The sequence below is a fragment of the Arthrobacter sp. Sr24 genome, from assembly GCF_054511175.1.
The window spans coordinates 1-25,858 of the sequence record NZ_JBTNDB010000024.1 but is presented as its reverse complement, the minus strand read 5'-3'; the positions used below and the strand labels follow the sequence as shown (position 1 = coordinate 25,858).

Genomic DNA, 25,858 nt, shown 5'->3' with positions numbered 1-25,858 from the left:
TACTTTTTTGATGGCCGGAGGCTTGGGATGAGTTCCTCAGCGTCAGCGGCTACCCCGGCTTCCCCTGTGAAAAGTGCCGTGCGGGGGCCTTGGTTCGCGTGGCTGCAGTTATTAGAGGGCTTTATTGGTTCCTTGATGATCCTTGTCGGATCAGTGGGCGTGGGCTGGATTGCCAATGGCTCACCCATGATCCGCAACCAGCTGGTGATAGGGATGCGTACCGAGGGCGCAGGGGTCATCACCTCCACCATCCTTCTAACATTGGGCGCCATTGTTCTTCTGCGCTCCTGGTTGCGGCTGGGACAGCGCCTTCGCGCATGGCACCCAGACTCGCTGCAGCCAGGCTCGCTGCGCACAGTGGTAACAGCAGTGGTGCTCTGGGGTGCCCCGCTGTTCGCCGCGGTTCCGATCTTTTCCCGTGACGTGTACGCCTATACGGGCCAAGGCCGTCTCATGGCTGCGGGCCAGGACCCGTACACCACAGGAATTTCGGCACTGAATAATTGGTTCATGCTCGGCACCGACCCCTCCTGGGCTGAAAACCGAACCCCCTATGGGCCCGTTTTTTTGTGGCTCTCCCGAGGGGTGGTGGCCTTGACCGGCGGTCAGCCGGACACCTCGGTGTTGCTGTTCCGGGCACTGGCGTGTGTAGGTGTGGCGCTGTGTGTCATCTATGTCCCGAAGCTGGCCGCTCTCCATGGTGTTGACGGTGCCAGGGCGTTGTGGATCGCCGTGGCGAATCCCTTGTTCTTAATTTCCTTCGTGGCCAGTGCCCACAATGACGCATTGATGGTGGGATTGGCCGTTGCCGGGACCTATTTCGCGGCAACCCGGCGTGGCGTGCTGGGTGTGTTGTTAGTGACGCTGTCCATTGCAGTCAAGCCCATTACTATTGTGCTGCTGCCGTTCATCGGCTTGCTGTGGGCTGGGCACCAGGCCGGGTGGGGGAGGCGCTTCCTGTTCTGGGCAGGAACGGGAACTCTGAGCCTGTTTATTCTTTGGATCCTAGGCCTGCCGGGAAATCTAGGCTTCGGCTGGACGTGGGCGCTGCTGGATACGACCCCTGGCTACACCGGATACTCACCTTCGGGCTTTGGCGGACAAATGGTAGGGGAGCTCGGCAGGCTGCTGGGCTTAGATGGGGCGGCCATCGAAAACGGCTTCCGGACGCTGCTCAGTGTGCTCAGTGTGGGCCTGGTCCTCTGGCTCATGTTCCGAGGGAACCCGCAGCAGGTGGTGCGTCGAATGGGGTTGGCGTTTGCCGCCGTCGTACTAATGGCGCCGATTATCCAGCCCTGGTACGTGCTGTGGTTCCTGCCGTTCTTAGCGGTCACGGGTCTCCGCAACAACTGGCAGATCAAAATTTGCTACGTAGTGATTGCCTTCTTCGTGGTGTTTGGGGCCCAAGACCAGTTGTTTGTGTGGGGCTTTGTGGAACTGCCGGTGGGAACAGCATCGCTGTCCATGGCGGTGGCCCTAGCCGGGGTCTTCTACTTGCTGGTGGTGGATGTGTACACACGAAAACTGCTGCTGAGCCGCGAATCCTCCCACGGCATCAAAAGCTCCAAAGGCACCTAGAATTCAGAGCACCACCGCCAAGAACTAGGCCGGACTGGCTAGTTGGCGGCGGGCCGCGTAGCGCTGCGGCCCAGTTCCACGGTGCGGCGCACAGCCCAGATCAGTAGTGTCACCAGGAGCACGTTGCGGCTGGTGAGTACGGCCGCCATGATCGGGTTCGCATGGATCAGGGGGGTGTAGAACAACGGGTAAATGATGAAGGTCGTGAAAGCGATCCCCATCAGCAGCGTGGCCGGAATTTTCCACCGTTCCCAGTGGTGCACCAGGCCCGCAACTACCACCGGCAACAGCCAGATGATGAACTGCGGAGAGCCGACTTTGTTGAAGACGATGAAGGCCGTGACCATCAGCAGTGAACCTTCAAGGAGTAGCTCTTGGCGTTCGGCTCCGCGGCGCAAAGCCCAGATCATCAGCACCGCTCCGGCCACGGCGGCCACAATTAGCAGTGGCTGCATCAAGAACGCGGCCACCTCGGCACCCGGACCGTACACTTCGGTGGAGTTGATGGCGACGTTGTCGGCGATCTTGGAACCTCCAACGTTGAACACGCTGAGCCAGACCCAGGGGGTGGAGAAGGTAGCTTCAAGCTGCATGCCGCGATCGCCTTGGTTGATGGCAAAGTCCAACAGGTGCGAGCCCGCGCCGGTCAGCACTGCAAAGGCGGCAACAGCTACGCTCACAGCCATTCCGGTGAGGAAAATCTGGACGCGCTTGGCGCTGGCAATCAGCAAGGGTGCAATAACTGCTGCTGGCCAGACCTTGATCCAGGTAGCCACCGAGAGAAGCAGAGCAGCCACCACAGGCCGCTCCACCGCGTAAAGCAGTGCAATCAACACCAAGGAGGTGGTGATGCCCTCTACCCGGGCAAAGCTGAGAAAGCCCATGAACATGGTGAAGAAGAGCCAAAACCATGCCGGGGCAATGCCACTTACCGAGCGTTTTCCTCGGGTCAAGAATGCGAGTCCCAGAGCATTGAGGGCGGTGATGATCAGCGTCCAGCCCAGCAGATAGAGCGAGGGGCCGAAAATGTTGGCAGCAAAAATAGGTATTTGCGCCAGCAACGGATAAACCCAGGGGCTGATGGCATCGCCCAACGAGGAGGGGTTGTAACCCAGCAATGCCCATTGCCGGTACTGCTCGGTGTCACTGAACGTGTCCCCGTGGACAAAGAAGCTGAACATCCAGGCCAAGAAAAAGGCGTGCACGGCAGCAAATCCCCACCAGACGCTGGCTGGAGTGCGGAACCAGGCAATTACCGAAGGTGGCAGGAAGCGGCGACGCACGGCAACCGCCCGTTCAAGGACGCGATCAAACAACGGGGCAGAAATCTTAGTGGTCCTTGTTTAGTGGATTGCTCGAAGGATTGTTCACGGAATTCTCCACAGGAGAATCGCTGGCGGGAGAATCGCCGACGGGAGTTTCGCTGGTGAGCGTGTCACCGGTGGTGGCGTTCGCTGAGCTGGCCAGAGCGGCAGCTTCGGGAACTGCGGGGGAGGATCCGGCGTCGTGCCTGGGAATAGCCAGGGGATTGCGGCCCATGATCAAGAGCTGACGTACGCTCCAAACAAAGAGGACAATCAGCAGCAGATTCCGCATGGTCAGCACGCCGGCCATGATGGCGTTGTTGTGCGCAAGAGCGTCGTAGAACAGCGGATAGACCACAAACGTCAGCATCGCTATGGCAATGAGCAAGGTCGCCGGAATGCGCCAAGCCTTCCACTGGTGGGTCAGGCCGACGGCGACCGCGGGGGCCAGCCACACCATGAACTGGGGTGAGCCCACCTTGTTGAACACAATGAAAGCGGTGACCAGGGCGAGGGAACCGAACAGAAGCAGGGCGGTGCGGTCGGCGCCACCATTACGTTTTCCGGTGTGCAGTGCCCAGAAGATCAGGCCCGCGACCAGTAGCGCTGCGGCAATCAAAAGCGGCTGCATGAGGAAGCTCATGACGTCGGAGCCGGGACCATCCACTTGCATGGAGTTGATGTCCTGGTTCATGTACATGCGGGCACCGCCAATGCCGAGCACGCTCATCCATAGCCAAGGCGTGGTGAAGGCGGCTTCGAGTTGCATGCCGCGGTCGCCCTGTTCGAGGAGGAAGTTGAACAGTAACGGCAGGGCGTTCATGGCCATGGCCAGAGCTACCGCAAATGCGGTGACCAACATGCCTGCCAGCACCACCTGCACGCGTTGCTTCACGACGGTGAAAAGGGCCAAGATGATGGCGGCCGGCCACACCTTGGTCCAGGTGGCCACACTGAGAATGAAGGAAGTCAGGAACGGGCTCGCGACGCCGAAGCACAACGCGATCAGCACCACAGGGGCCGTGAGCCCGTCCACACGGGCAAAGCCAAGCCAAGCCATCAAGGTGGTGAAGGAGATCCACCACAGGGCTGCCGGAATGGCCTTGCGGTTGCGGCCCCAACTGGTGAGCTTGCCCACGGCCAAGGCGTTCAGTGCGGCGATCATCAGGACCCAAATGAACAAGAACGGGCCGAGGCCGAAGATGTAGGCCACGGCCATGGGAACCAAAGCCAGAATGGGGTAGACCCACGGGCTGGGGCCATCCACACGGGAGCCGTCAAAGTCCACGTAAGCCCAGAGCCGGTAGAAGCTGGTGTCGCTAAACGCTTCGCCGTGGAGGGACAAAAGGCCCGCCAAAGTGAGGAAGATGAGGTGGATGGCAGCAAAGAAAATCCACATACCACGGGGGGTCTTGAGCCAAGACTGGGCCCCTGGGGGCAGTACTGCGTCCCGGGATCGGGTGAGGGTGGCAAAGAATTTGTCCGTAGACATGGTCCGGTCCTTCTCAAGTGTGGGGCGCCTGGGCCGGGCCCGGGGCGGTCAAGATGCACCGTGTTGCGTGGCGTCTTTCCAGCGGTCCGTCCTGCTGGAGTGGGTAGAATGCCAAGAACGGTGTCCGCGGCTGCTTATATATTAGCGCAGCGGCCCTGTGTAGCTCGGGAGTCGCTCGGGTGTTGCCCGGGCCGGTCCGTCTCGCCACAGGCTAGCCATTGCCGTCACGATCGGCGGAACAAGTTCAGGAGATTGTTGTTGACAAGCACGCGCAGTGTCCAGTCGGAGGTGAACGCCAAGGTGTCAAAAAAGCTGCTGTTCCGCGCCGGAACAGCTAATTCGGCCGTGTGGCAGGGTTTCGCAGGTTCTCTGATGCTGCTGGTGGGCTCACTCGGAGTGGGCTGGTTGGCTGGCAGTTCGGTGCTGATCCGGAACCCGTTGTTCATTCTGGCCCGAACCACACCTGTGGCCGTTGTCACCGCTACTGTGCTGTTGTGCTTGGGCGCGGCGCTGATGCTGCGAGCCTGGTTGCGGCTGCGCCAGCACCTATCCGGATGGGATGAAACCAGCGCACCTGTCCTGAAGAAGGCACTGATTCTGTGGGTGACGCCGATGATGCTGACGCTGCCTCTCTTTAGCCGAGATTCGTACGCGTATATTGGCCAGGGCCGGCTCATGCAAGAAGGGCTGAATCCGTACACGGACGGCATCTCAGCCCTCAACAACTACTTTTTGCTAGGCCCGGACACGCTCTGGACCGAGGCGCCCACTCCCTACGGGCCTTTATGGCTGTGGCTGGAGCACTTCGCGGTCACGCTGCCATCCAGCACCCCCGAAATTGCGTTGATCCCATTTAGAATCGCCTGCCTGGCGGGCGTAATTTTGTTGGCCTTCTACGTGCCAAAACTGGCCGCCCGCCACGGCTTCAACCCGCACCGTTCGCTGTGGTTGGTGGTCCTGAACCCAGTGCTACTGATCAACTTTATTGCCAGCGTCCACAACGATTCGCTCATGCTCGGTCTGGTGGTGGCTGGCCTCTACTACGCCTCCGTGAAGCGTCCAGTGTTGGGCATCTTGCTGGTCACTGCCTCCATCGCCATCAAGCCGATCACCTTGATTGCGCTGCCGTTTGTTGGTCTGCTCTGGGCCGGTTCGCAGGCTGGCTGGGTGCGAAAATTTGGCCTCTGGGCGGCCACGTTGGGCATTTCAACCTCCGTCATGGCGATCATGGGAGCCATCAACGGATTGGGTTTTGGCTGGTTGGCGGCCCTTCAAACGCCCGGAACCGTGTGGATTTGGTACGCGCCGGTGGGGCTCTTCTCCAACACGGTGGGTTTTGTAGTCATGCTCCTGGGCGGAGCCGGCGCAGTTGTCACCGACGTCATTCAGAACATGGGGCAGGTGGCCTCAATTTTGATCGTCATGGCCCTCGCATTCCTCCCTGTCAAGGCGCGCAGACTTCCCATGTCTGGAGTTCCCCTCTCCAAAAAGTACGAAGCCGGCACTCCTGTTCTGGACGAAACGCAGCTTTACAGCCTGGCCGTCATGCGACGCATGGCGTGGGCTTTTGCTGCCGTGGTCCTCATGGCGTCGATGATCCAGCCTTGGTACATGCTCTGGCTATTGGCGTTCTTTGCGGTGACCGGAATTGACGAAGGCTGGCAGACACGCACAGTGCTGTACTTGACGGCGTTCTTCACAGTGATCGCCCTGACCGACCAGCTGAGCGTTTTTCCCTGGATTCCGGTGGTCATGGTAAGGGCTGTGGCCATCGTGGTGGGCTTCGCAGCGGTGCTGCACGTCATGTATGGAGATAAGAGGACGCGGGTGCTATTTGTTCGCCAGCGCGAGCATCCAGATACCCAGGGGGCTGCGCCTCTGGCGTCCTAGGTGTGTTTGCGCTCGCTGGCTGGCTTGGGCTCGCGGTTCAGAGGTGTTTGAGTGCCTCGCGCCGGGACAACGGGCTGAGTTGCTCCTCATGGACGGCAACGTACTGACTCACCCAGCCGGGATCGGTCCGTGCATGCTGACGCAGTGCCCAACCTATGGCCTTGCGGATGAAGAATTCGCGGTCTGCCAGATTTGGGGCGATCACCTCGCTCAGCAATTGCGTATCCGTGGCTGATTTTCCCGCCAGCTGGGAAATGATGGCGGCCCTGCGAAACCAGAAATTGGGGTGAATGCTCCACTCCCTAAGCACCGGTTCCATGACTGCCCTGTGCTGTTGCAGAAGTTCGCACAGGCGAGGAGCAATGGAATCCACATAATCCCACCATTGGCCAGTCCCAATAACGACGGCGTAAAACGGCAGGAGCGCGGGTTCACCACGCCCTAGTGTGGAATCGGTGAGCATGATCGCGGCGTAGCGTTCTTCGCGATATGCTGCCGCAGTCCAAAGATGGGTCACGGTGGCATGAAGTTCCTGCGCGCTGGTGAAGGGGTGCTCTTTGGCCAACGCACGCACAGTCCTGCGGACCGCGGGGGAGGGGACGCCCTTGAAGGGCATGGTCGATTTCATATAGCTGGCCATGCCGAGAGCCTTTTCGGGGACACTGCCTGCGTCTAGGGCAGGACCCAATGCCTGCAAGAATGCTGCGTTGAAACTCAGCTGCTCGGGGGAGTCAGGCGCGGATATCATCTCCCCAGCGTAGCTCTGACGGGACTTAGCTGTGAGCGTCCTCGCTGCCATCTCGGATTGCGCGAAGACGTGGTCCTTCTCATCGCGCGAGCATGTATTCATGAGGGACCAATCGCATTGGTGGGCCACCAACCTGAAGCCCACCCGCCGGCGGATTGTGGGCTTGGCTGATTTTATGGTCTGCGCGCTTGGCGTCCACAGTAGAATTTCTGCAGAAGCACCCCCAGTGGCTTTGCCGGGGTGCGGGTAAGACTGTACGCACAACATGGCTTCGTCTAAAAACGAGATATAAAACGGGCCATTATCACGTGAAGCTAGGATCTAGCTATGACTCTTTTTCCCGCCACCCTGCCCGTGCCCGCCGAGCCGGATCCGGCCAGTGCCCCACCGCTGCGATGGGGAATCTTGGGACCGGGGGCCATCGCCGCGGATTTCACTGCGGCCCTGCTGGAACACACTCAGCAGCGGGTGGTTGCAGTGGCGTCCCGCAGCGAGGAGCGGGCCCAAACGTTTGCTCAACGCTTCGGGACGGCGCGGGCGTACGGAAGCTACGAGCAGTTGCTAGCGGACCCGGAGGTTGACGCGGTCTATATCGCGACCCCGATGAGCGAACATTTTGCACAGACGCTGCTATGTATCGAGGCCGGCAAGCATGTGCTGGTAGAGAAATCCTTCATGCGCACCGCGGCGGAGGCCGTCGCTGTGCGGGAGCGGGCGGCCGGTTCCGGGGTCTTTGTGATGGAGGCGATGAAAACCCGGTACGTCCCGCAGATGCAAATCATTGATACATTGCTTGCCGATGGCGTGCTCGGGAACCTGGACAGCGTGTGCGCCGGATTCAGTTCCTTCGTGCCGTACCAGGCGGACAACCGACTCTTTGATCCGGCACTTGGCGGCGGGGTTTTGCTGGACATCGGCGTATACCCACTTTCCTTTGCCTATGCCGTGCTGGGACCGTTCGCTACTGTTCAGGCCGCTGGGACGCTGGCGGAATCGGGAGTGGACGACTCGGTGTCCGCAGTGTTGACGACGGGTTCCGGTGGAAGGGCGCTTCTCAACACCAGCTGGCGGGGCAATGCTCCTGTGCGGGCGGAAATTAACGGCAGCCTAGCCAGGATCGAGGTGGGTGAACCGTTCCACAATGCAGCTCCGCTCGCCCTGATTTCCGCAGATGGCCGCCGGCTCGCCTTCGATGATCAGCGGATACCGGGCCGACAAGGCCTCTGCTTTCAAGCCGCCGCGATGGCCCGGTACATCAACGAGGGACGGGTCGAGTCACCTGTGCATTCTCTGGCGGACAGCGTGGCGGTGATGACCCTGCTGGATGAGCTGCGCCGACAGGTAGGGGCGCGCTTCAAAGATGAGCTGTCATAGAACTGAACGCCCTTAGCCCAGATTGTCGTCACGGGTTTACCTAACGGCAATGCCGGCCACTTCCGTCGATTACCGGTGCTCTCGAAGCGCCAGTAGAGGTTGTTGGGTGCTGAGTTCACAGAGTGGACGGCACAGAGCTAGTTTCCAATAGATGGTGGTGTTCGCGGCATTGATAGGTGTCTATGAGACCAAGACGCCGCGAGGGCCATTCCCCTGTAATGAATTTTAGCCGAGAGCACTATTTAGGTGCGCTCACTGCCTTGCGACGAGACACATGCATCTGAGCGCGTCCGTAGATTGCATGGATTCCCAACCAGTTTTGCCAATAGCAAAGGGCTGCAGTCGACAGCGAACACGGGTCGGAAGGAAACTCGCTCTTTCATAGCTGGCGCTGATGCGGGAAACTTGAGGGAGAGCCCGCATACCGTGGTGGGCCCGGACTGAACGGTACCGCCATGAAACCTCGATTTAGCCAAGGAGCCGTAATTGTAGGACTACTGCCGGAGCAGGATCCCGCCGTGCTGAATCAAGCCGCCGCCTTGGCAGCTGCTCTGGGTGCTGAATTGATTGGCGCCTACGTTGACCCCGGCAGCTACCTAATTGAATGGGATCCCAGCGGAAATGTGAGGGGCCAGTCTCTGGAGCGGGCTCTGGATCCGGACGACGAAGCCGCCAGTGCAGTGAGGGAGCTGGGACCTCTCCTAGAGCAAGCGGCGTCACTCTATGGACTGAAGCACAGCTTTCGTGTCCTAGGCGGAGAACCCGGGATGGCACTAGGACGTCTGGCGGCGGCTTCCGAGGCTGCCGCTATTGTTGTCGGGGCCCGCCGTCCGGGGCTACTGGCTGGCGTCAATGAGGTCCTTACCGGGTCCGTAGTCCGCAAGTTGTTGGCCACTCAGTCCACCCCGGTGCTGGCCATTCCGCGTGTTGATGCACGCTCGCCGCTGCACGGCTGAACCGCTGCACGGCTGAACACAGCATGTAAGCCACATCAGAGATCACGCTGCAGCCGGGTTAGCGCCCGCGGGCCACGACGGCAGCTAGTTGAGCCAGCCCCTTTTCGAAATCGCCGCCCACCATCTTGTCCATGTTCATGAACAGCGCGAACACTCTCCCCACGCCTTTGCTTTCCCCTGTCATGGTCCAGGTAACCGTGGTCCCATGGCCTTCAGAGACAAAATCAAAGGTGGTGGGGTTCAGCGCCTTCATGGGTTTGGTAAATTCAAGGCGGAGATGGATGCGTGAGTATTCCACCGCTTCGAGTATTTCCATGGTCCCGGCTCCAGCCTTACCGTTGCCTTTCCATGCGTACTTGGCTCCCACACCCTCCAGCGGGCCGGAAAAACTGCGTTGCATGGACGGGTCGATTCCCTCCCATGGCGACCAGTGCAGCCACTCCCTGAAGTTGATGACATAGGGGAAGATTTCATGCGCCGGGGCGGGGATGAAGGCGCTGCGGGAGACGCTAAAAGTGGACATGGGGACAGCTTATGCCCTCGGCTACCTCGGTGTCGGTATTCTCAGGCATGGCATGGCATGGCATGGCATGGCGAGCGAGCTGTCAGCAGTCAACGGCCACCGCGTGTGGCTCTCCCGTGATGAAAGGGACAGACTGGGAACATGGACAACATCTTCAACAGCACGGTGGGCCGTTGGCGCAAGGAGTTGCGTGGGACCTTCAGCAACAATTCACCCACCGTCCCGCAGTGGGAACTTGACTTAGAAAAGGGCGACGACGGCGGCTACTTTGGCCCCGAAACGGCCATTTGGGCGGTGCACGGCTCTATGACGACGCTCGTGGCCGGGATCCAGTCATTGTTGATCCAAGCGCTTCACCCGGGTGCGCTCGCAGGAGTTCATGACCATTCCAGCTACCGCAGCGACCCCCTCGGACGGCTTGCCGGCACCATCCAGTGGATTTTTACCGTCAGCTATGGCGACACAGTGGCGGCCCGGACCGCATCCAATAAGGTGCTGCACATTCACGAATATATACGCGGCATTTACACCGCAAACTCCGGGGAAGAGCGGCCCTACACAGCCAACGATCCCGATCTTCTCCGCTGGGTCCATCTCGTCTTCACCCAAGCATTTCTGGGCACACATCAGGCCTATGGCACCACCATCCCCGGTGGCGCCGACGCCTACGTTGCCGACTGGGCCGTAGCCGGGGCGCTGATGCGAGTGGAGAACCCGCCCACCACCGCGGCAGAGTTGGCAACGCAGTTGGCCGCCTTCACCCCAGAACTGCGTTACGACGAACGCGTCGCCGAAACGGTAGCTTTCATCAAAGATCCGCCGCTGCCGCGCTCACAGCAGGCGGGATACAAGGTCCTATTTGCGGCGGCCGTGGCATCATTGCCGCACGGCTACAGGGAACTATTGCACTTGAAAAATCCTACTCTGGGTCCACTGCCGCTGCCGGTGACGGCGCCCACTAAAGCCGTGCTCGCCGTCGTGCATTGGAGTTTGGGCGATACCGGGCCCAGTGAAGCGGCTGCACGTGCTCGCCGGAAACGCTTGGGCCTGTGAGCAGACTCCCAGAAAGCCCCGCTAAACTAGCGATGGCACATTTGCCGGACTTTTCCAACGAACCAAGGACTGAATTCAGCCCATGACGCCCCGCACTTTTTACCGCACCATTGCCATCGCTGAAGCAGTTACCTGGACACTGTTGATTGCCGGAATGATTATGAAGTATGCGCTGAAGGTGGGGGACTGGCCTGTTACTGTGGGCGGTTTTGCGCACGGATTGGTATTCATCGCCTACGTGACCACCGCTGTTCTGGTTGGCCTGAACCAGCGCTGGCCCAAGCGGCTGATCGTGGGAGCGGCCGCCACTGCCTTTGTGCCGTACCTGACCATCCCCTTCGATAAGTGGTTGGAGAAGAACAACAAGCTCGACGGCGGATGGCGCACCTCGGTCACCGACCACCCGCGCGACAATCATTGGGTCAACGTGGTGCTGCGCTGGATGCTCAACCGGCCGGTGCTATTGAGCGTGGTGTTCGTTGTATTTGTTGGCGGGGTTATGGCCACCATGATGTTCGTTGGCCCGCCCGGCGGCCGCGCGTAGCTTGATCTATGGTGGGGCTATGAAAATTGCTGAAGTCGATGGGCTAGACATCACCTGGGAGCAGCACGATTCCATCTTTCGGGTCTACTTCGCCAAGGGTGCTGATCGTTTGGTCACCACGGTTGACGTTTCCGAGGCCACCTTCAGCGAAGTCCGCGCGTGGGCGCGCGAAAATGCTGGCGATGACACTCTCGTGGCTATCGCCCTTGTGGGTCGGGACGCCCGGGGGCTAAAGGGTTTGACTTGGTTGTTGGGGATGGATCCCGAGGATTCCCCTGCAACTGATATCGAAGTGCGAATGTTTGCCGAAATGGTCACTGACCCGCGGTGCGGTTGAGCGTCTGCAGCAGGTGCTTGAATTTTTTCACGCCTTCCGGGGTTAGCCGGACGAGCGTATGACCGTAGCGGTTCTTGCGTTCTTTAGTGACCGCAACCAGCCCCCGCTCTTCAAGATCCCGGATGATCTTGGACAGGTCAATGGTGGTGAGACCTGTTGATTCTTGGAGGGCAGGGTAATCGGCCTGCTCCACCTGATTCAGGTGCGCGAGCGTGACAAAGCGTTTGGGCGCCAGCAAATGGGGGTCAAGTTCTTGATAGCTCATGATGGGCCTTAGAGGTACTCAGCGTCGGATCAGCAGGATCAAGTAGAAGATCAACCAAACAGCCGGTGCGAGTCCGGCCAGAATCAGCGACTCCGGGAACGGTGCCATGTCGCCGCGAGTGATGCCTCGCCAGATCGGCAAAATCAGCAAGGTGTTAAACACGGTGGTTGGAACCATCATCGCTGTGAACCGAGGTTCATTGGCTTGTGCCCGCCGGCCCGTCAACCAAAAGACCGAGATGCTCAGCGCTCCCAATGCGGGGAGAATAGCCCACCAGGGTGCCCCGGCGAGGGCAATGACGCCCGAGAGTAGAGACAAAATGATGGTGCTGAGGGCACATAGATGATCCCGCACTCCGAGTCTACGCTTAGGTCGGTTCGGCAGTGAGGCGAGAAGCTCCCGTGCGAGCTGGGGCGTAATCTGGCCGTTTCCGGAGTTCTGATCATCCATCGCTATAGTTTTGCAACTAGTTACTAAATTTGCAAGTAGTAATTTTTTCTGAGCCCTCTCCAACGAAGTTATTCGTTGGCTGCGTAAGGATTTACCGGGCTGTCCCCAAAGGGGATGAACCAGGCGGACACGTCGAGGTCAGCCATTCCCAGGGATGCTAAAGCCGGGTCATGGCTGATGCCGTCCAATTCCGGGTCGTAGAGCAGCTCATGATCCAGATCCTCGAAGAGCGAATCCAGTAGGAGCTCTTGCCAGCCTTCGGGTAGCTCTAGAGATGGGAGGGCATCCGGCAGGATCTTGATTCTATCAATGACTAGGCGAAGGGCTAGCTCCTGGGCCACACAAGTTGGAGTCTGAAATGAGGATGCCAACGCCGGTCCAAGGTCCAGGGCCACCGCTAGGAATCGCTGTGCGAACAGTGGTCCGTAGTGGGCTCGGTAAAGGGGTGGAAGGTTGCATATTTGCAAGGTCTCGTCGACGGTGTTGGGGTTTTGTCGGAGTATTGAAATATCGTCAAAAAGTTCATCGATGAATGACTCATAGGCCCAATGAATGGATCCTCGAAGCACCGTTGCATTCTGCAGGGAACGGGCTCGAGCATCGGGATCACGCTCGTCGGGGTTGTATCCCAATGTTTGCAGATCCAGCCCCGGCAGCCTTGCGGCGTCGGAGAGGATCTTGTTCACCCACTCTTCTTCACTCTCTATTTCATCCTCGGTGATAACGCCGTCGCCTGCCGACGCCGCCTCTTCGGGCCAGTTATCCGGTGCATCATCGGATTCACCAGCCCACATGGCTGCGCCTAGAATCTCTGTGCCGGGGATCTCGCCCAGCAGGTCCTCAGGATCCATCATCATTATCAACGCGGACTCGGTGCCTTCGGCGGCCTGATCGAGCATGAGGGCAAGTGCTTGCTGGTCGTCACCGGCTTGTTCCCTTGCCCACGAGCGTGCATGGTGTTGCACCGCTGTGGGATCAGTAATTTCGATGTCGAGTTCAAGGTGAAGTTTGAGTGCACGGGAGTCTTCCATGCCAGAAAGCCTACCGGCGAAAGCGTGCCCGCCAGCCGCAATGACAACTGCTGGGTTCATATCCGCCGGGGCTTCATGAGACCAAGCATGAGGCCAGGCCGGAGAGGGAGGATTTCATGGTGCCGTAGGTGTTGCTGGAAGCACTGACCTGAAGGGTCGTTTTCCTGACTGCGAAAAAATATAAGAAATAATTGAAATTATTACACTGCAGACTGGATTTATGTTGAGATTCTGCTGTAGTTTATTTACTAGTCCCCGACGAGTTGTCCGGGATGTACGCGTGCAACTGAAGGGAGGTCATGATGTTTACAAATACCAAGTCCGGAATTGACGGATCACATCATACCTTTACCGGCACGCCCGCTAATCGCTGGAATATCTAACACAGATACAGCGTAGGGCCGTCGCCGCAAGGTGTTCGGCCAGTGCTGCTTTCGGGTAGCCAACTCCGGACCGATGATTCTGGTCATTCACCGTATTCATAGCTAGTAACGTGCTGATCAATGCATGCGTTGCCGGGCTGAAAATGCTGCTATTACGGTGTTCCATAATGTCCTGGTCCAATCAATCCGTACAAAACAAATCGCGCAATTTTGTACTCTCATACTGCCAATTTTCATTTATTCGATAAATGGAATAGGGCTTTATTTGCCGCGCCCCAATATGTCCGCCTATTCATGATCAATCCCGAAAGGAGGTGCCAAAAATGAACCCCAAGCCCACGAAGTCATCCATCAAAAGGATCTTCTTCACGCCCGTGGATCAGCAAAAGTTCAACGAGCTTCGCGAACGTCAGTATCGCGAGATCGTTCGAGTTGACCTCTTCAATATCCGGTAGTCTCCGCTGCCCTGAAGCGGTGCCAGCCACGGCACCTCACTCGCACGGCACCTCACTGAAAGGAGGCGACGAAATGACCATTACGCATTTCGACCACCTCATCCTCCGTCTTGGCAATCACTGCCTGGACACAGAGCATGATGTCTCTGGTAGCCACCGTGAACAGCCCGTGCTGACAAGCACGGGCTGTTTCGTTTAAGGGTGTTTCCTGCAAGGTGCGTCCGCGGATGTGGGAACTAAGGTGAGGTTCCCGCCGTCGTAGTTCTCACAACTTCTCGCCCTAATAGTTGAAGCTACAAGTAAAGGGTGTATCTTTAGAACATAGACCCAGTGCCGTAGCTGGCCACTACCCAAGGAGTTCCAATGTTCACCACCCTGCGCGATGTGCGATCACCCGACTGGAACGCAGCTGATGCTCCTGAGGCGATGGCCCTTTTCCTGCATGGCTTCGGGTCCAACGAGCACGATCTCACGCAGTTGGCACCTGCCTTAGAGCTGGCGCTGCCGTGGGCTTCCTTACGGGCGCCGCTGGAAGTGGGCAATGGGGGAGCGGCATGGTTCTCCATTACCACGCCCGGAAATCCCGACGCCGCCCCGGTTGAAGACGCCACTGAGGCGATTTGGGCGTGGATTGATGAAAACGTGAATCCGGGAACCCGCATCGTTCCCATCGGGTTCTCGCAGGGCGGGCTCATGGCAAGTCAACTTTTGCGCACCCGGCCAGAGCGCGTGGTTGCGCCAGTGGTGTTGGGTGGATTTGTTGTGGGTGCCCGGCAACCGGGGGATACTCAACTGCTTGAACAGCGCCCGGCTCTGTTCTGGGGACGCGGAGCGCAGGATCGGGTTATTGCCCCGATCGCCATCACGCGCAGTAGCGAGTTTTTGCCGCAGCACACCTCACTGGTAGAGCATGTTTATCCAGGGTTGGCTCATGGGATCAATGCAGCGGAACTCAGTGATGTCCGTGACTTTCTGGTGCGTGAAGTTGGTGCCCACGTGGTGGCTTCGGCATGAGCTCCGCCAAAGAATTTGAGATTGGCATTTTCACTTTTGGTGAGCTGACGCGCGATGCCCACGGCCAGCCCATTGACGCCATGACGCGAACGCGTGACATTCTTCAGTGGGCTCGCGTTGCCGATGAAGCTGGGCTGGATGTGTTCGGAGTGGGCGAACATCACCGAGAGGATTTTGCGGTGTCTTCACCGGCCGTGGTGTTGGCGGCTGCCGCAGCACAAACCAAGGACATCCGGCTCACCAGTACCGTCACGGTACTCTCCAGCGCTGACCCCGTTCGTGTTTTTGAAGACTTTGCAACGCTGGATCTGATTAGTGGTGGACGTGCCGAGATCACCGCAGGCCGGGGCGCCTATGTGGAATCGTTTCCACTGTTTGGTCAGAAGCTGGAGCGTTATGACGAGTACTTTGAGGACCGGCTCGATCTGCTGCTGCGCATTCGCGATGAAAACCCTATCACCTGGAATGGCACCACGCGCGCCCCGTTGACGGACGCTGGCGTCTGGCCCAGGCCTGTCCAGACCCACTTGCCCATCTGGGCTGCCGTGGGCGGCACGCCGTCTTCCGTTGAGCGGGCCGGTCGGCTGGGGATGCCTCTGTACTTGGCGATCTTGGGTGCCCCTGAACGTTTTGGTGCCTTGGCGCAGTTGTACCGGCGCGCTGCGCAAGACGCTGGCCGGGAGCCGGGGCAGATCGGTGTCACCTCCCACTTCTACGTGGAGGAAACCTCCCAAGGTGCCAAAGACACGTTCTTCCCGCACTACTCCTCTTATATAGAGCAGAATATGCCGCGTGCTGGCAGGCTGGATCGGCCCAGTTTTGACGCATGGGCTGGGCCTCGTGGGGCGCTGTTCGCAGGCAGCCCCGCCGAAATTGTGGACAAGATCCTGTGGGAGCACGAGGTTTTGGGCCATTCCCGATTCCTCGCTCAGGTGGGCTTGGGTGGTTTGCCACAAGCTGCCACCCTGCGCTCCATTGAACTTCTGGCCACCGAGGTACTTCCCGCCGTGCGCGCCGCGCTGAAACACTAGGGCTCTGACTATGTGAAGTTCGACGGCGTTCCTCTCACCTGAGGTGGGCCGAACGCCGTCGAGCATTGCTGTGGTTAGTAGGGTGAGACGTCACGGCGAGGGAGGAATCTCGCTGCTAGGACCCAGCTGACAAAAGGTGGTTTGGGAGCCGGTTTCCGGGTGCCCGGCCACGGATTTCAAGGAGATCCTTGGCATGGGCGTGCAGGCGCTTGTCCTCCTCGGACACGGGAATCCACGGGGGCACCGGAACCGAATTTCCGGCGTGATCACGGGTGACCATCACGCTGAGGCAGTACGTGGTCAAGTTCATCTCACGAGCCTTGGGATCTCCGGATCGGACGTGGATGGCGATGTGCATGCCCTTGCTTCCGGTGTAAATCAGCCTGGCCTCGACCTCAACCACGTGGCCGATCAGCAGTGGCCGGTAGAAGCGGATGCCGCCGGAAAAGACGGCCACGGTGTCAGCGCCGCAAAAACGGGTGGCGCACAGGTAGGCGGCCTCGTCAATCCACTTCATGACGATCCCACCGTGAACCTTGCCGCCCCAGTTCACATCCGTGGGGGCAGCCAGAAAACGCAGGACCACGCGTTCGGCCGTCCCCGCGTCGGTGTATTCTTGGACTTTCATGGCTTCCACAATCTCTTCGCGGACGCCAATCCGGTCCAAGGCGTCATCGCGGTGATGGATCTGCTGGGCTGTGACAGGCTCAAATGGCGTCACGGGGATGGGCTTGCCGTCTTTGCCCACGGCCACGAAGATGACCATGCACTGACTGCGCATGGTCGGGCTCCCGCCACGAGGATCACCCGAAGAAACCACAGTCCTAATGTGCATTGAGGACCTCCCGGTATAGACCACCGTGGCTTCCACTTCCACCATGTCCCCGCTGTTGACGGGGTCCGCGAAGTGAATGTTACCCACATAAGCTGTCACGCAATAGGACTTGGCCCAGCCCACTGCGGTGGCATAGGCGGCCTTATCCACCCACTCCAGAACGGTGCCGGCGTCGACGGATCCGCTGTGACCGACGTCGGTAGGGGCAGCAAGGAAACGAAGGGTTACGGAATTCGCGGGGGACTCGGTCATAGTGAGACTCTATTGAACCAGCCTTGAACCGGCCAAGCGGTCTCGAGATGGGCTGTCTCATTGCCCCCTGCACTCGTCATAATCGTGGGCTGTTTGGGTTCTCTCGATAAAGCTGAGCCCTTGGACTACGCTGATCTGACCGTTGCTTTTACGAGAAAGAGGCGTCATGCGTGCTGTAGTTTTCGAAGAGTTCAAGACATTTCCAGCCCTCCGGGATGGGAAAAACCTGTTACGAAACCAGGCGAGGTCTTATTGAAAGTGGCTGGCGCCGGAGCCTGTCATTCAGACGTCGGCATTTACCACGATTTCGATCATGACACCCCGGGGGGCCATCAAGCCCGGATTCATTTTGGGGCATGAAATTTCCGGTTGGATCGAAGAAGTTGGCGCCGGCGTCGAGGGCTTTAAAGTTGGTGATGCCTACCTGGTGTACGGTCCCATTGGCTGTGGCCGATGCATGGCGTGCTCGCGCGGCCAGGACACGTACTGTGAAAACGCCGCGACGAACCCTTACCTGGCTGTGGGGTTGGGGCGCGACGGCGGCATGGCCGAATACGTCACCGTCCCGGCACGGAATCTGGTGCCCTTGGGTGACGCGGATCCGATTGCCGCTGCTCCCTTATCGGACGCTGGGCTGACCCCGTATCACGCCATTAAGAACTCACTTCCCAATCTTGCCGGTGGTGGACGGTACGCGTTGGTGGTGGGTCTGGGAGGGCTGGGCCAGATTGCCGTGCAGATCCTGAAGGCACTCACTGGTGCCACCGTGATTGCCACTGACATGAAGCAGGATGCAATGGACAGGGCTGAAGCGGCCGGCGCCATTGTGGTCCCCGGTGGTGAAGGCCAAGTGGAGCGTATCCGCGAGATCACAGGCGGCCGTGGCGTGGATGCCGCGTTCGACTTTGTTGGTGTGTCGCCCACTATTAAGACCGCTGCCGCGTCGATGGCAATTGGTTCTCGGCTCACCGTGGTGGGGATTGCCAACGGCAGCTATGAATGGTCGTTCTTCGGCACGCCTTACGAATCCACCATCACCAACACCTACTGGGGCACCATTGAGGAACTCCATGAGGTGGTAGCGATGTACCGTGCAGGCCAGATCACGCCAGATGTGGAGCGCTTCGAAATGGAAGAGGCACTGGAGGCTTACCGCAAACTGCAGGCTGGCGAGCTCTCCGGACGCGCCGTAGTGGTTCCGCACGCATCGTAAATATCCCTGAGTCGTCCTACCGGTGAGCCGCCGCCCCATTATTTGCGCAATGGGCGGCGGCCACCTCTGTTAGGGCTTGGTTCTATGGACCCTGACGAACGCGTCACAACCCGGCAAAGCTGTGGCCCTTCCACCCAGTACTTCCGTTACTTCCGTTACTTCCATTACTTCGGGGCTGCTAGGTTGCTAGGCTTGACTAGTGCATATCCGGCCGCTCGATCTCGTGGATATCTTCGTGTACCTAGTGGTGCTCGGCGTTTTCACCCAGCTGTTTCCTCAGGTCATTTCCGAATCATTTCTGCTGGCGCTGCTGACAGCAATCCTGCTCAAGGCTGTCCTTGACATCGTGTTATGGGTTAAGAAAAGCATTGTTGGCAGGATCAAGACCACTGAACGCGTGGTGGTGCGGGTCGCCAATGTTGCGGCTCTGCTGTTGGTGCTGCCGGGGAGTAAGCTCTTGGTTCTGGAATTAGTTGCGCTGACGTTTGGCGATGCAGTTCAACTCGGTGGCTTCTTCCAAGTGACGGCTCTGATCGTTGTGCTCATGCTTGCCCGAGGCGGTATGAGGCGCGTGTTTGGCTACTCCGAAACCTAACTCCGGTTCCCAGCCGGTTTTTAGCTTGCGACATGCCGGCGAGATGCCGGGAGCGTGCTATTCAGATGCGGACCAAGAGGGCGGCGAATACAGCGAGGCAGTGGGTTGCGCCGATCGCCAAGGGCATGAGTGGGTCGGTCATGAAGTAACCGCGCCAGCTACTTGAACAAATTACTTGCGTACTTTTGAAATCTGTTGAATGGGTCAAATTCGCCCCGAACCTTCTCTCCCGTGCGGCACAGTGTCGTGGGGATGGTGGACCTGCAGAGACGTCTGCCACGCCGCCGGCGCTAACTCCGGTCGGTGGAGAGCGTCATCGATGGAAGCTACAGGTGCGGCTATGTTACGCATTGGGTCGATGGAATTTGAGTGCTCCGTCACAGTGAGTGCCTTTGGGAGCATTAGTCGCATAGCCTCAAAGAGCTATCTCAATGACGAGGTGGCCGGAAAAGTCAAAGAAAGCAATGGCGCATGAACTTTGAATTGAACACCCTGACCCTGAAAATTTGGGACCCATCAACTATCGATCACACTTTGGAAGCGGCGATTACACACGTTTCCACCAAGGCCAACGCACCGAGAGACCGAATTCAGGTCACTCGAAGTGGTCCTAACCTATTCACCGTCAACGTGACCGGCGGAACTCCCGGTGACTCAGTGGCGAACCTCAGCTAGGCCCTTGATCCACACAAATACCGCTCCAACGCTATGTTGGGGCGGTATTTTTGACTGTGGAATCAGCCGTGTGTGAGCTTGTTTCGACCACATAGATCCCCTGACTTTCATTTCTCGCTTAGCGGGACAGCGTCAAACGGCCTCCAATGACGCGCCGATCGCTCCCGAGGCTGGGTACAGTTCCAACTAACTAAATAAATCCTTACCTTAGGGGAGCCGCATGACTAATCTTTCAGACCCGCTCGTTCTGCGACATGGGCGCCCATTGCCCAATCGTCTGGTCCTTGCGCCCTTGACGAATCAGCAGAGCAATCCCGACGGCACCCTGTCCGACGATGAGCTCACCTGGCTTCTCGCCCGGGCTGAAGGCGGTTTTGGACTCTTGCAGACCGCGGCCGCTTATGTGAACCCGGCAGGGCAAGTGTGGCCTGGCCAGTTGGGTATCTCGTCCGATGATCATCTACCTGGTTTGGAGCGTCTTGCCGCCGCAGTCTCCGCTGCTGGTGCACGGCCCTCGGTGCAACTCCATCACGGTGGAGTTCGTGCAGAGAAGTCACTGACGGGCCTAGATGTCGTGGGTCCGTGGGACGATGCGCAGACGGGGGTTAGGGCCATGACCACAGAAGAGGTGCATCTGGCCGTCGAGGATTTCGTCGCGGCCGCGGCCCGGGCTGAGAAGGCCGGAATTGACGGCATCGAGGTACACGGCGGTCATGGCTACTTGGTTGGCCAGTTCCTGGACGCTTCGAACAACCTTCGGCAGGATGGGTACGGCAGTGACCCCGCTGGCCGAAGCCGTTTTGTGAAAGAGGTGGTGCGGGCGATCCGGGAACGTACCGGACCGAACTTTCATGTGGGGCTCCGGCTCTCTGCGGAACGTTACGGAGTGGTCTTGGCAGACACTGTTGAGCTTGTCCGTGAGCTTTTCGCCAGCGGCAACATCGATGTCCTTGACCTATCCTTATGGGACGTTGAGAAGCTTCCTGCCAACGCGCCCGACGGCGGCCGGACCCTCCTTGAGCACTTCCTGGACTTACCACGCCACGGTACGGCGCTTGGTGTAGCTGGGCACATGTCAGACTCCGCCGCAGTTCAGCGGGTACTCGATCAAGGAGTTGACCTTGCCTACATTGGCAAGGCTGCTATCGCAGACCATGCCTTCGCTCGTCGGGCAATAGCCGAGCCCGACTATCGCGGCCCATCATTCCCTGTGACGCGGGAACATCTCCGTGCACAGAAGCTAGGGGAACCGTTCGTGAGCTACTTCGCGAGCAACTGGCCTCATCTAGTGGAAGGCTGACAGTTGGCGACTGCGTCCCTCTGTGAAGCAGTGGCCTCGTATAGGTAGTGATTGCGCGACCGTCCTTCCAAGCAACGGTGGGGACCGTGCTTGAAACTGAGTAGGGCCATGCAGGGTGGCACTCTCTAGCGGTTCGCCCGGCAGTGCGATCAAGAGCTTCCAGACGCTGAACTTGAGGACCTCTTCGGACCCCATTCCTCGGTAACTTGCAGACTTCATCGCCTCCAACCTCAATTATGAAGTGGGAATAATCTGCAACGGGCCACCACATCACGGCACCCTGTTCGCCGCCTCGTGCGAGAGCTCGCTTGAGATCCAAGAATCAGGCATCGTTAACCTGGGCGCCGTCACCGCCAGATTTGAAACCGCTCCGTAGGCACGGGCAGCCATTCACCCTGATCCTCGAAAACCCCTGAGAAGTTATTCCTCCCGTGGCACGAGGATCCCTATCGATCCATAGGGCGCCTGGAGTTGGAAACTTGCAACCGGGACTGGCTCAGGAAGAGGCGAGGACAACGACGTGCTTCCCTGGCTGACGGTCAGAAGCAAGCGCGCGTTGGGCTTCCGCTAGGTTCGCGGCAGTTCCGCTGTAGCTTGTGAGCCGGGTGCCGTTTGGAATGCTGAATGGGGAGAAATCCGCAATGGTCCATTCGCCCGCGACGGAGCCGGTGAAGCAGGCGGTACCGCCAGTTCGAACGTGGCGAAGCATTTTCCTCAGTGGTGGGGCGTTGACCAGCTCCAGCACGGCGTCGAGGCCTTCCGGAGCAAGCTCGTCTATTTTGTCCGTGAGGGCGACATCGTCGAGCGCGGCATGATCGGCGCCGGCCTCTTTCAGTCACTCGAAGCGGGCCGGGTTACGGGTGGTAGCGATGAGCGTCGCTCCGATGTTGTGGGCCACGGCGATCGCTGTCAGGCCCACCGTCGAGGTCAACATTGTCGCCGACGACGTCGATTACACCGACCGCTTCGATGCCGAGGCTCCGGGGGAAGGAGAGGCCGACGTCGGACTCACCAGCCAAGCTGGTGGCTTCCGATTCGTTGACCCCGAACGCCCTCACCTTGATACGGACCCACCCGGGTCTCACCTCGGGGATCAGCACGTCGCTGACGATGAGCCCCTCGGTATCGACGGCTCCGGTGAGGCGAATAACACGCATCGTGTCAGGCATGATCCTGCTCCTTCATGGGGAATGGGTGATCCCCAGACGGTAGCCCGAGGAGGGCTTCGTAGGCCCGGCGTACCGTATTTTCATCGAGGGTGCTGTCTGGGTGGATCACGCGGTGACTCCACCAGCCCCATAAGAGGGCATTGACGGCAAGAGCCGTTCCATCTGGGAGCACTCTGTGGAGCATCGCGAGTGATTCCGCCTCGACGAGTCGCAGGACATCTTCGACCTTTTGGTTACGGGCCCCGAAGTGTCGTATTTCCTCGTAGAGCCGAATGTCGACAAGGCTCGGGCTCGTCGCACCGATCGTGGCGTCAACGAGTACATCGACGACGTCGGCGATGGTTCGAGCTTCACGTAAAGGTGCCGCATAGCGGGGTTCAAGTTCACCTCGGGTCGAGTCGATGGCGCTCACGATCAGGCCCTCGAGGCTGGGGAAATAGTAAGTCATCGACCCCAATGGGACTCCGGCATGGGAAGCGATGCGACGATACGACGCAGCGTACACCCCCTCGGCCCTGATCACCTCAAGAGTCGCTTGCAGAATGCGTGACCTTCTTCCCGGGTCATTCGGTTTCCCTCGGCGCAATTTTTCCCCATTGTCAATCAGAGTGCGTACACTGGTACATATTATATTTCAGTCTAGTCCAAGATGAAGGGGGTCTCGTGATCGGTGAGGAACTACAGCAGCGCGCAAGGGCACGAGTTGAGGAGCTTCCCGGTGCGAGTCTGGAGTACCCATTCGGACCCGACTGGGATGTCTTCAAGGTCCGTGGCAAGGTCTTTATGCTGATGACTGATGTCACCGGTGAGCCGATCGTGATTCTGAAGACCGATCCAGAGGACGGAATGGCCCTTCAGGAGCAACATGATGACATCACTCCGGGCTATCACATGAACAAGAAACACTGGATCACCTTGAATCCAGGTGGAGACCTGGAAATGGTTCTCGTCGATGACCTCGTCACCGAGTCCTACCTCCTCGTCGTCGAGAAGCTTCCTCGCGCGACACGGCCCGTTGATCCCGAACTCTTCGGCGATCGGAGGGGCCAGTGACCCTCTCGAGCGAGCAGTTGCAGAAGCACGCCAGAGACATTGCGGCGTCGCTGGAGGATGTCACTCACGGATACCCGTTTACGGCGCAACTGGGAGTGTGGAAGGTGAACGGCAAGGTCTTCCTCATCGTCACCGAGGATGATCCGGAGCTGGCTATCATCACACTGAAAGCAGACCCGCACAGGGGGGATGCGCTCCGCCGCGACTTCGGCACGATCACGATCGGACGCTACCTGAACAAGCAACACTGGATTTCCATCGGACCCGGCACCGGGATCACGAAGCAACTGATCTCTGACTTGGTCCATGATTCCTACGACCTCGCCAACAATTCGCACCCTAAGCAGCAGCCATGAGTGAGACACCGTCCCTGTTCGACGTCGATGACACCTCGCGGCCGCTGGCTGACCGGCTCCGTCCACGCACCCTGCAGGAGGTCCTCGGCCAAGACCACCTCCTCGCCAAGGAGGCACCCATTTGACGAATGGTTGACTCCCAGCGGCTGGTATCGATGGTGTTATGGGGACCGCCGGGTTGCGGAAAGACAACCATCGCCAGGCTCCTCGCCCAACGAACCGACCTCGCCTTCGAGCCGCTCTCGGCCACTTTCTCCGGCGTCGCTGACCTCCGCAAGGTGTTCAGCGCTGCTGCGAGTCGGCGCGAGATCGGGCAGGGAACGCTGCTTTTCGTCGACGAGATCCACCGCTTCAACCGGGCCCAGCAGGACTCCTTCCTGCCCTATGTCGAAGACGGCACCATCATCCTTGTCGGCGCAACCACAGAGAACCCCAGCTTTGAACTCAATGGCGCGCTCCTGTCTCGCAGCCAGGTCTTCGTCCTGAAGCGCCTCGGTGATTCAGCGCTCAGCGCTCTCATCACCCGCGCCGAAGCACTGATCGGGGGTCCGCTGCCACTGACTAATGAAGCCCGGCAGGCACTGATAGCGATGGCCGACGGGGACGGCCGGTACCTGCTGAACATGATTGAGCAGGTTCAGGCACTGCCCGCTCCCGTAGACCCGGGCGCTCTTGCCGCCGCCGTTCAGAAACGGGCGCCGCTCTACGACAAGGCCCAAGAAGGCCACTACAACCTCATCTCCGCTCTCCACAAGTCCATGCGCGGCTCTGACCCGGATGCAGCTCTGTATTGGTTGGCACGGATGCTCGACGGCGGCGAAGACCCCCTCTTCATCGCCCGCCGCATTACCCGCTTCGCCACCGAAGACATTGGTATGGCCGACCCAGGCGCCCTCCAGCAGGCACTCGCAGCCTGGGACGTCTACGAACGCCTGGGCTCACCAGAGGGCGAACTCGCCATCGCCCAAGCGGTCATTTACCTGGCGACCGCACCGAAATCGATCGGCGTGTACCGCGGGTTCAACAAGGCGAATGCTGCGGCGAAACGCACCGGCTCGCTCATGCCCCCCGCCCACATCCTCAACGCCCCGACCCGACTCATGAAGGACCTCGGCTACGGCGACGGATACCAATACGACCCCGACACTGATACCGGGTTCTCCGGCGCCAACTATTTCCCCGAGAACATGCCCAGAGAAAAGTTCTACGAACCCACCAGCGGCGGCTACGAACGAGCCATCACCGAGCGACTCCGGCACTGGGCACAATTGCGCAGCGAGCAAAGCGATTCCGCAGCGACACAGCCAAAAGATAAATGACCGCCCTTGAACACAACGGACCACACCTCGAAAGGCTCACACCATGTCCGAACCGCACTCCGTCCGTTCCTGGCTCGGCATTCCCTACGCCACCGCCGAACGCTTCCGCAGCCCCATCCTCGTGCCCTTCAACCCGGGACTGCAGTACAACGAGATGGGGCCCGCACCTTTCCAAGCCGGTGATACCACGTGGTTGGAAGCTGACAACGGGATTAGAGAGGACTGCCTAAACCTCAACGTCTGGGCACCCCAAAACGCCGGAGACGAGCCGTTGCCAGTAGTTGTCTATATATTCGGCGGCGGCTGGGTGCTCGGTGCGAACACGCAGACCACCTCAAACGCGTCAGGCCTCGCCGCGACCGGGCGGGTCATCGGGGTGTCCCTGAATTACCGGCTCGGCCCATTTGGGTGGCTGTCCCTCTCGCACTACGGTGGGGCACTCGCGGAGGCGACGAACCTCGGCCTGCAGGACATCATCACAGCGCTGAAGTGGGTGAGGCAGAACATCGCCCGGTTCGGCGGAGATCCGAACAATGTCACAGTCACCGGTCACCAGGACTCCGGTCATGGTCGGGGACAGGCATTGAAGTTCGTTGATTTTCAGGGGTTTTGAGTGGCTGAAGGGCTGTTAATTTCGCCCAAGATACGATAAAATAGAGTTAG

The 25,858-nt window shown here is 59.2% G+C and carries 28 protein-coding genes and 1 pseudogene; 19 read left to right on the top strand and 10 right to left on the bottom strand.

The window, feature by feature from the left end:
• Nucleotides 1–27 precede the first annotated feature (27 nt).
• On the top strand, nucleotides 28–1,578 hold the full coding sequence (gene mptB / locus ACX80D_RS14235; protein WP_459323529.1) for a polyprenol phosphomannose-dependent alpha 1,6 mannosyltransferase MptB: 1,551 nt from the start codon (nucleotides 28–30) through the stop codon (nucleotides 1,576–1,578).
• A 38-nt stretch (nucleotides 1,579–1,616) separates the two neighbouring features.
• On the opposite strand, the gene ACX80D_RS14230 is transcribed toward mptB (ACX80D_RS14235), so the two are convergent.
• Together ACX80D_RS14230 and ACX80D_RS14225 are read right to left on the bottom strand one after the other, a co-directional pair.
• Entirely contained in the window at nucleotides 1,617–2,831 is a 1,215-nt protein-coding gene (locus ACX80D_RS14230) for a hypothetical protein (protein ID WP_459323550.1), read from the bottom strand.
• A 76-nt stretch (nucleotides 2,832–2,907) separates the two neighbouring features.
• On the bottom strand, nucleotides 2,908–4,374 hold the full coding sequence (locus ACX80D_RS14225; RefSeq protein WP_459323528.1) for a glycosyltransferase 87 family protein: 1,467 nt from the start codon (nucleotides 4,372–4,374) through the stop codon (nucleotides 2,908–2,910).
• A gap of 258 nt (nucleotides 4,375–4,632) precedes the next feature.
• On the opposite strand from ACX80D_RS14225, the gene mptB (ACX80D_RS14220) reads away from it, so the two are divergent.
• Entirely contained in the window at nucleotides 4,633–6,264 is a 1,632-nt protein-coding gene (gene mptB / locus ACX80D_RS14220; RefSeq protein WP_459323527.1) for a polyprenol phosphomannose-dependent alpha 1,6 mannosyltransferase MptB, read from the top strand.
• Between the two features lie 37 nt (nucleotides 6,265–6,301).
• Here mptB (ACX80D_RS14220) and ACX80D_RS14215 read toward each other — a convergent pair whose 3' ends face one another.
• On the bottom strand, nucleotides 6,302–7,012 hold the full coding sequence (locus ACX80D_RS14215; protein WP_459323526.1) for a DNA alkylation repair protein: 711 nt from the start codon (nucleotides 7,010–7,012) through the stop codon (nucleotides 6,302–6,304).
• Between the two features lie 327 nt (nucleotides 7,013–7,339).
• Between ACX80D_RS14215 and ACX80D_RS14210 the strand changes: the two genes are divergently transcribed.
• Together ACX80D_RS14210 and ACX80D_RS14205 are read left to right on the top strand one after the other, a co-directional pair.
• Nucleotides 7,340–8,386, top strand: a complete 1,047-nt coding sequence (locus tag ACX80D_RS14210) for a Gfo/Idh/MocA family protein (RefSeq protein ID WP_459323525.1) — start codon at nucleotides 7,340–7,342, stop codon at nucleotides 8,384–8,386.
• Between the two features lie 455 nt (nucleotides 8,387–8,841).
• Nucleotides 8,842–9,342, top strand: coding sequence for a universal stress protein (locus ACX80D_RS14205; protein WP_459323524.1), 501 nt, complete (start codon nucleotides 8,842–8,844; stop codon nucleotides 9,340–9,342).
• 58 nt (nucleotides 9,343–9,400) lie between these two features.
• Here ACX80D_RS14205 and ACX80D_RS14200 read toward each other — a convergent pair whose 3' ends face one another.
• Entirely contained in the window at nucleotides 9,401–9,865 is a 465-nt protein-coding gene (locus ACX80D_RS14200) for an SRPBCC family protein (protein WP_459323523.1), read from the bottom strand.
• A 141-nt stretch (nucleotides 9,866–10,006) separates the two neighbouring features.
• Between ACX80D_RS14200 and ACX80D_RS14195 the strand changes: the two genes are divergently transcribed.
• The 3 genes from ACX80D_RS14195 (at nucleotide 10,007) to ACX80D_RS14185 (ending at nucleotide 11,799) form a co-directional block, all read left to right on the top strand.
• On the top strand, nucleotides 10,007–10,918 hold the full coding sequence (locus tag ACX80D_RS14195) for an oxygenase MpaB family protein (protein WP_459323522.1): 912 nt from the start codon (nucleotides 10,007–10,009) through the stop codon (nucleotides 10,916–10,918).
• An 82-nt stretch (nucleotides 10,919–11,000) separates the two neighbouring features.
• Nucleotides 11,001–11,462, top strand: a complete 462-nt coding sequence (locus tag ACX80D_RS14190) for a DUF3817 domain-containing protein (RefSeq protein WP_459323521.1) — start codon at nucleotides 11,001–11,003, stop codon at nucleotides 11,460–11,462.
• Nucleotides 11,463–11,481: 19 nt separating this feature from the next.
• On the top strand, nucleotides 11,482–11,799 hold the full coding sequence (locus tag ACX80D_RS14185; RefSeq protein ID WP_459323520.1) for a hypothetical protein: 318 nt from the start codon (nucleotides 11,482–11,484) through the stop codon (nucleotides 11,797–11,799).
• Here the strand turns inward: ACX80D_RS14185 and ACX80D_RS14180 are convergent.
• The 3 genes from ACX80D_RS14180 to ACX80D_RS14170 all read right to left on the bottom strand — a co-directional run bounded on the left by ACX80D_RS14180 (nucleotide 11,777) and on the right by ACX80D_RS14170 (nucleotide 13,545).
• Nucleotides 11,777–12,064 (bottom strand): transcriptional regulator, encoded by a 288-nt coding sequence (locus tag ACX80D_RS14180; protein WP_459323519.1) that lies wholly within the window; start codon nucleotides 12,062–12,064, stop codon nucleotides 11,777–11,779. The genes ACX80D_RS14185 and ACX80D_RS14180 overlap by 23 nt on opposite strands.
• 18 nt (nucleotides 12,065–12,082) lie before the next feature.
• Entirely contained in the window at nucleotides 12,083–12,514 is a 432-nt protein-coding gene (locus tag ACX80D_RS14175; RefSeq protein WP_459323518.1) for a hypothetical protein, read from the bottom strand.
• 68 nt (nucleotides 12,515–12,582) lie between these two features.
• On the bottom strand, nucleotides 12,583–13,545 hold the full coding sequence (locus ACX80D_RS14170) for a hypothetical protein (protein WP_459323517.1): 963 nt from the start codon (nucleotides 13,543–13,545) through the stop codon (nucleotides 12,583–12,585).
• A gap of 706 nt (nucleotides 13,546–14,251) precedes the next feature.
• On the opposite strand from ACX80D_RS14170, the gene ACX80D_RS14165 reads away from it, so the two are divergent.
• The 3 genes from ACX80D_RS14165 (at nucleotide 14,252) to ACX80D_RS14155 (ending at nucleotide 16,428) form a co-directional block, all read left to right on the top strand.
• Nucleotides 14,252–14,383 carry a hypothetical protein gene (locus ACX80D_RS14165; protein ID WP_459323516.1) on the top strand — a complete coding sequence of 44 codons (132 nt, stop codon included), beginning with the start codon at nucleotides 14,252–14,254 and terminating at the stop codon, nucleotides 14,381–14,383.
• Nucleotides 14,384–14,746: 363 nt separating this feature from the next.
• Nucleotides 14,747–15,397 carry an alpha/beta hydrolase gene (locus ACX80D_RS14160; protein ID WP_459323515.1) on the top strand — a complete coding sequence of 217 codons (651 nt, stop codon included), beginning with the start codon at nucleotides 14,747–14,749 and terminating at the stop codon, nucleotides 15,395–15,397.
• Nucleotides 15,394–16,428 (top strand): LLM class flavin-dependent oxidoreductase, encoded by a 1,035-nt coding sequence (locus ACX80D_RS14155; RefSeq protein ID WP_459323514.1) that lies wholly within the window; start codon nucleotides 15,394–15,396, stop codon nucleotides 16,426–16,428. Before ACX80D_RS14160 ends, ACX80D_RS14155 begins: the two co-directional genes overlap by 4 nt.
• Nucleotides 16,429–16,543: 115 nt before the next feature.
• Here ACX80D_RS14155 and ACX80D_RS14150 read toward each other — a convergent pair whose 3' ends face one another.
• Nucleotides 16,544–17,515, bottom strand: coding sequence for an acyl-CoA thioesterase (locus ACX80D_RS14150; RefSeq protein ID WP_459323513.1), 972 nt, complete (start codon nucleotides 17,513–17,515; stop codon nucleotides 16,544–16,546).
• Between the two features lie 166 nt (nucleotides 17,516–17,681).
• Here ACX80D_RS14150 and ACX80D_RS14145 point away from each other — a divergent pair.
• The 4 genes and pseudogenes from ACX80D_RS14145 (at nucleotide 17,682) to ACX80D_RS14130 (ending at nucleotide 21,298) form a co-directional block, all read left to right on the top strand.
• Nucleotides 17,682–18,728: pseudogene (locus tag ACX80D_RS14145) on the top strand (NAD(P)-dependent alcohol dehydrogenase).
• Nucleotides 18,729–18,927: 199 nt separating this feature from the next.
• Nucleotides 18,928–19,323: a hypothetical protein gene (locus ACX80D_RS14140; RefSeq protein ID WP_459323512.1), complete on the top strand. Its 396-nt coding sequence runs from the start codon at nucleotides 18,928–18,930 to the stop codon at nucleotides 19,321–19,323.
• Nucleotides 19,324–19,794: 471 nt separating this feature from the next.
• Nucleotides 19,795–19,998: a hypothetical protein gene (locus ACX80D_RS14135; RefSeq protein WP_459323511.1), complete on the top strand. Its 204-nt coding sequence runs from the start codon at nucleotides 19,795–19,797 to the stop codon at nucleotides 19,996–19,998.
• 220 nt (nucleotides 19,999–20,218) lie between these two features.
• The gene (locus ACX80D_RS14130) at nucleotides 20,219–21,298 is read left to right on the top strand and encodes an NADH:flavin oxidoreductase (RefSeq protein ID WP_459323510.1); all 1,080 of its coding nucleotides are present in this window, start codon (nucleotides 20,219–20,221) and stop codon (nucleotides 21,296–21,298) included.
• Nucleotides 21,299–22,152: 854 nt separating this feature from the next.
• Here the strand turns inward: ACX80D_RS14130 and ACX80D_RS14125 are convergent.
• A complete protein-coding gene (locus ACX80D_RS14125; RefSeq protein WP_459323509.1) occupies nucleotides 22,153–22,467 on the bottom strand; it encodes an alcohol dehydrogenase catalytic domain-containing protein in 315 nt (104 codons plus the stop codon).
• Nucleotides 22,460–23,053, bottom strand: a complete 594-nt coding sequence (locus ACX80D_RS14120) for a TetR/AcrR family transcriptional regulator (RefSeq protein ID WP_459323508.1) — start codon at nucleotides 23,051–23,053, stop codon at nucleotides 22,460–22,462. The genes ACX80D_RS14125 and ACX80D_RS14120 overlap by 8 nt, the downstream gene beginning before the upstream one ends.
• 77 nt (nucleotides 23,054–23,130) lie before the next feature.
• Between ACX80D_RS14120 and ACX80D_RS14115 the strand changes: the two genes are divergently transcribed.
• Genes ACX80D_RS14115 through ACX80D_RS14095 form a run of 5 tightly spaced genes read left to right on the top strand, consistent with a single transcriptional unit; the run spans nucleotide 23,131 to nucleotide 25,808 of the window.
• Complete coding sequence (locus tag ACX80D_RS14115; protein ID WP_459323507.1) at nucleotides 23,131–23,520, top strand: MmcQ/YjbR family DNA-binding protein; 390 nt, start codon at nucleotides 23,131–23,133, stop codon at nucleotides 23,518–23,520.
• Nucleotides 23,517–23,876 carry an MmcQ/YjbR family DNA-binding protein gene (locus ACX80D_RS14110; protein WP_459323506.1) on the top strand — a complete coding sequence of 120 codons (360 nt, stop codon included), beginning with the start codon at nucleotides 23,517–23,519 and terminating at the stop codon, nucleotides 23,874–23,876. The genes ACX80D_RS14115 and ACX80D_RS14110 overlap by 4 nt, the downstream gene beginning before the upstream one ends.
• On the top strand, nucleotides 23,873–24,001 hold the full coding sequence (locus ACX80D_RS14105) for a hypothetical protein (protein WP_459323505.1): 129 nt from the start codon (nucleotides 23,873–23,875) through the stop codon (nucleotides 23,999–24,001). Before ACX80D_RS14110 ends, ACX80D_RS14105 begins: the two co-directional genes overlap by 4 nt.
• 3 nt (nucleotides 24,002–24,004) lie before the next feature.
• Entirely contained in the window at nucleotides 24,005–25,195 is a 1,191-nt protein-coding gene (locus ACX80D_RS14100; protein WP_459323504.1) for a replication-associated recombination protein A, read from the top strand.
• A 43-nt stretch (nucleotides 25,196–25,238) separates the two neighbouring features.
• Entirely contained in the window at nucleotides 25,239–25,808 is a 570-nt protein-coding gene (locus ACX80D_RS14095; RefSeq protein ID WP_459323503.1) for a carboxylesterase family protein, read from the top strand.
• The last annotated feature ends 50 nt before the right edge of the window (nucleotides 25,809–25,858 follow it).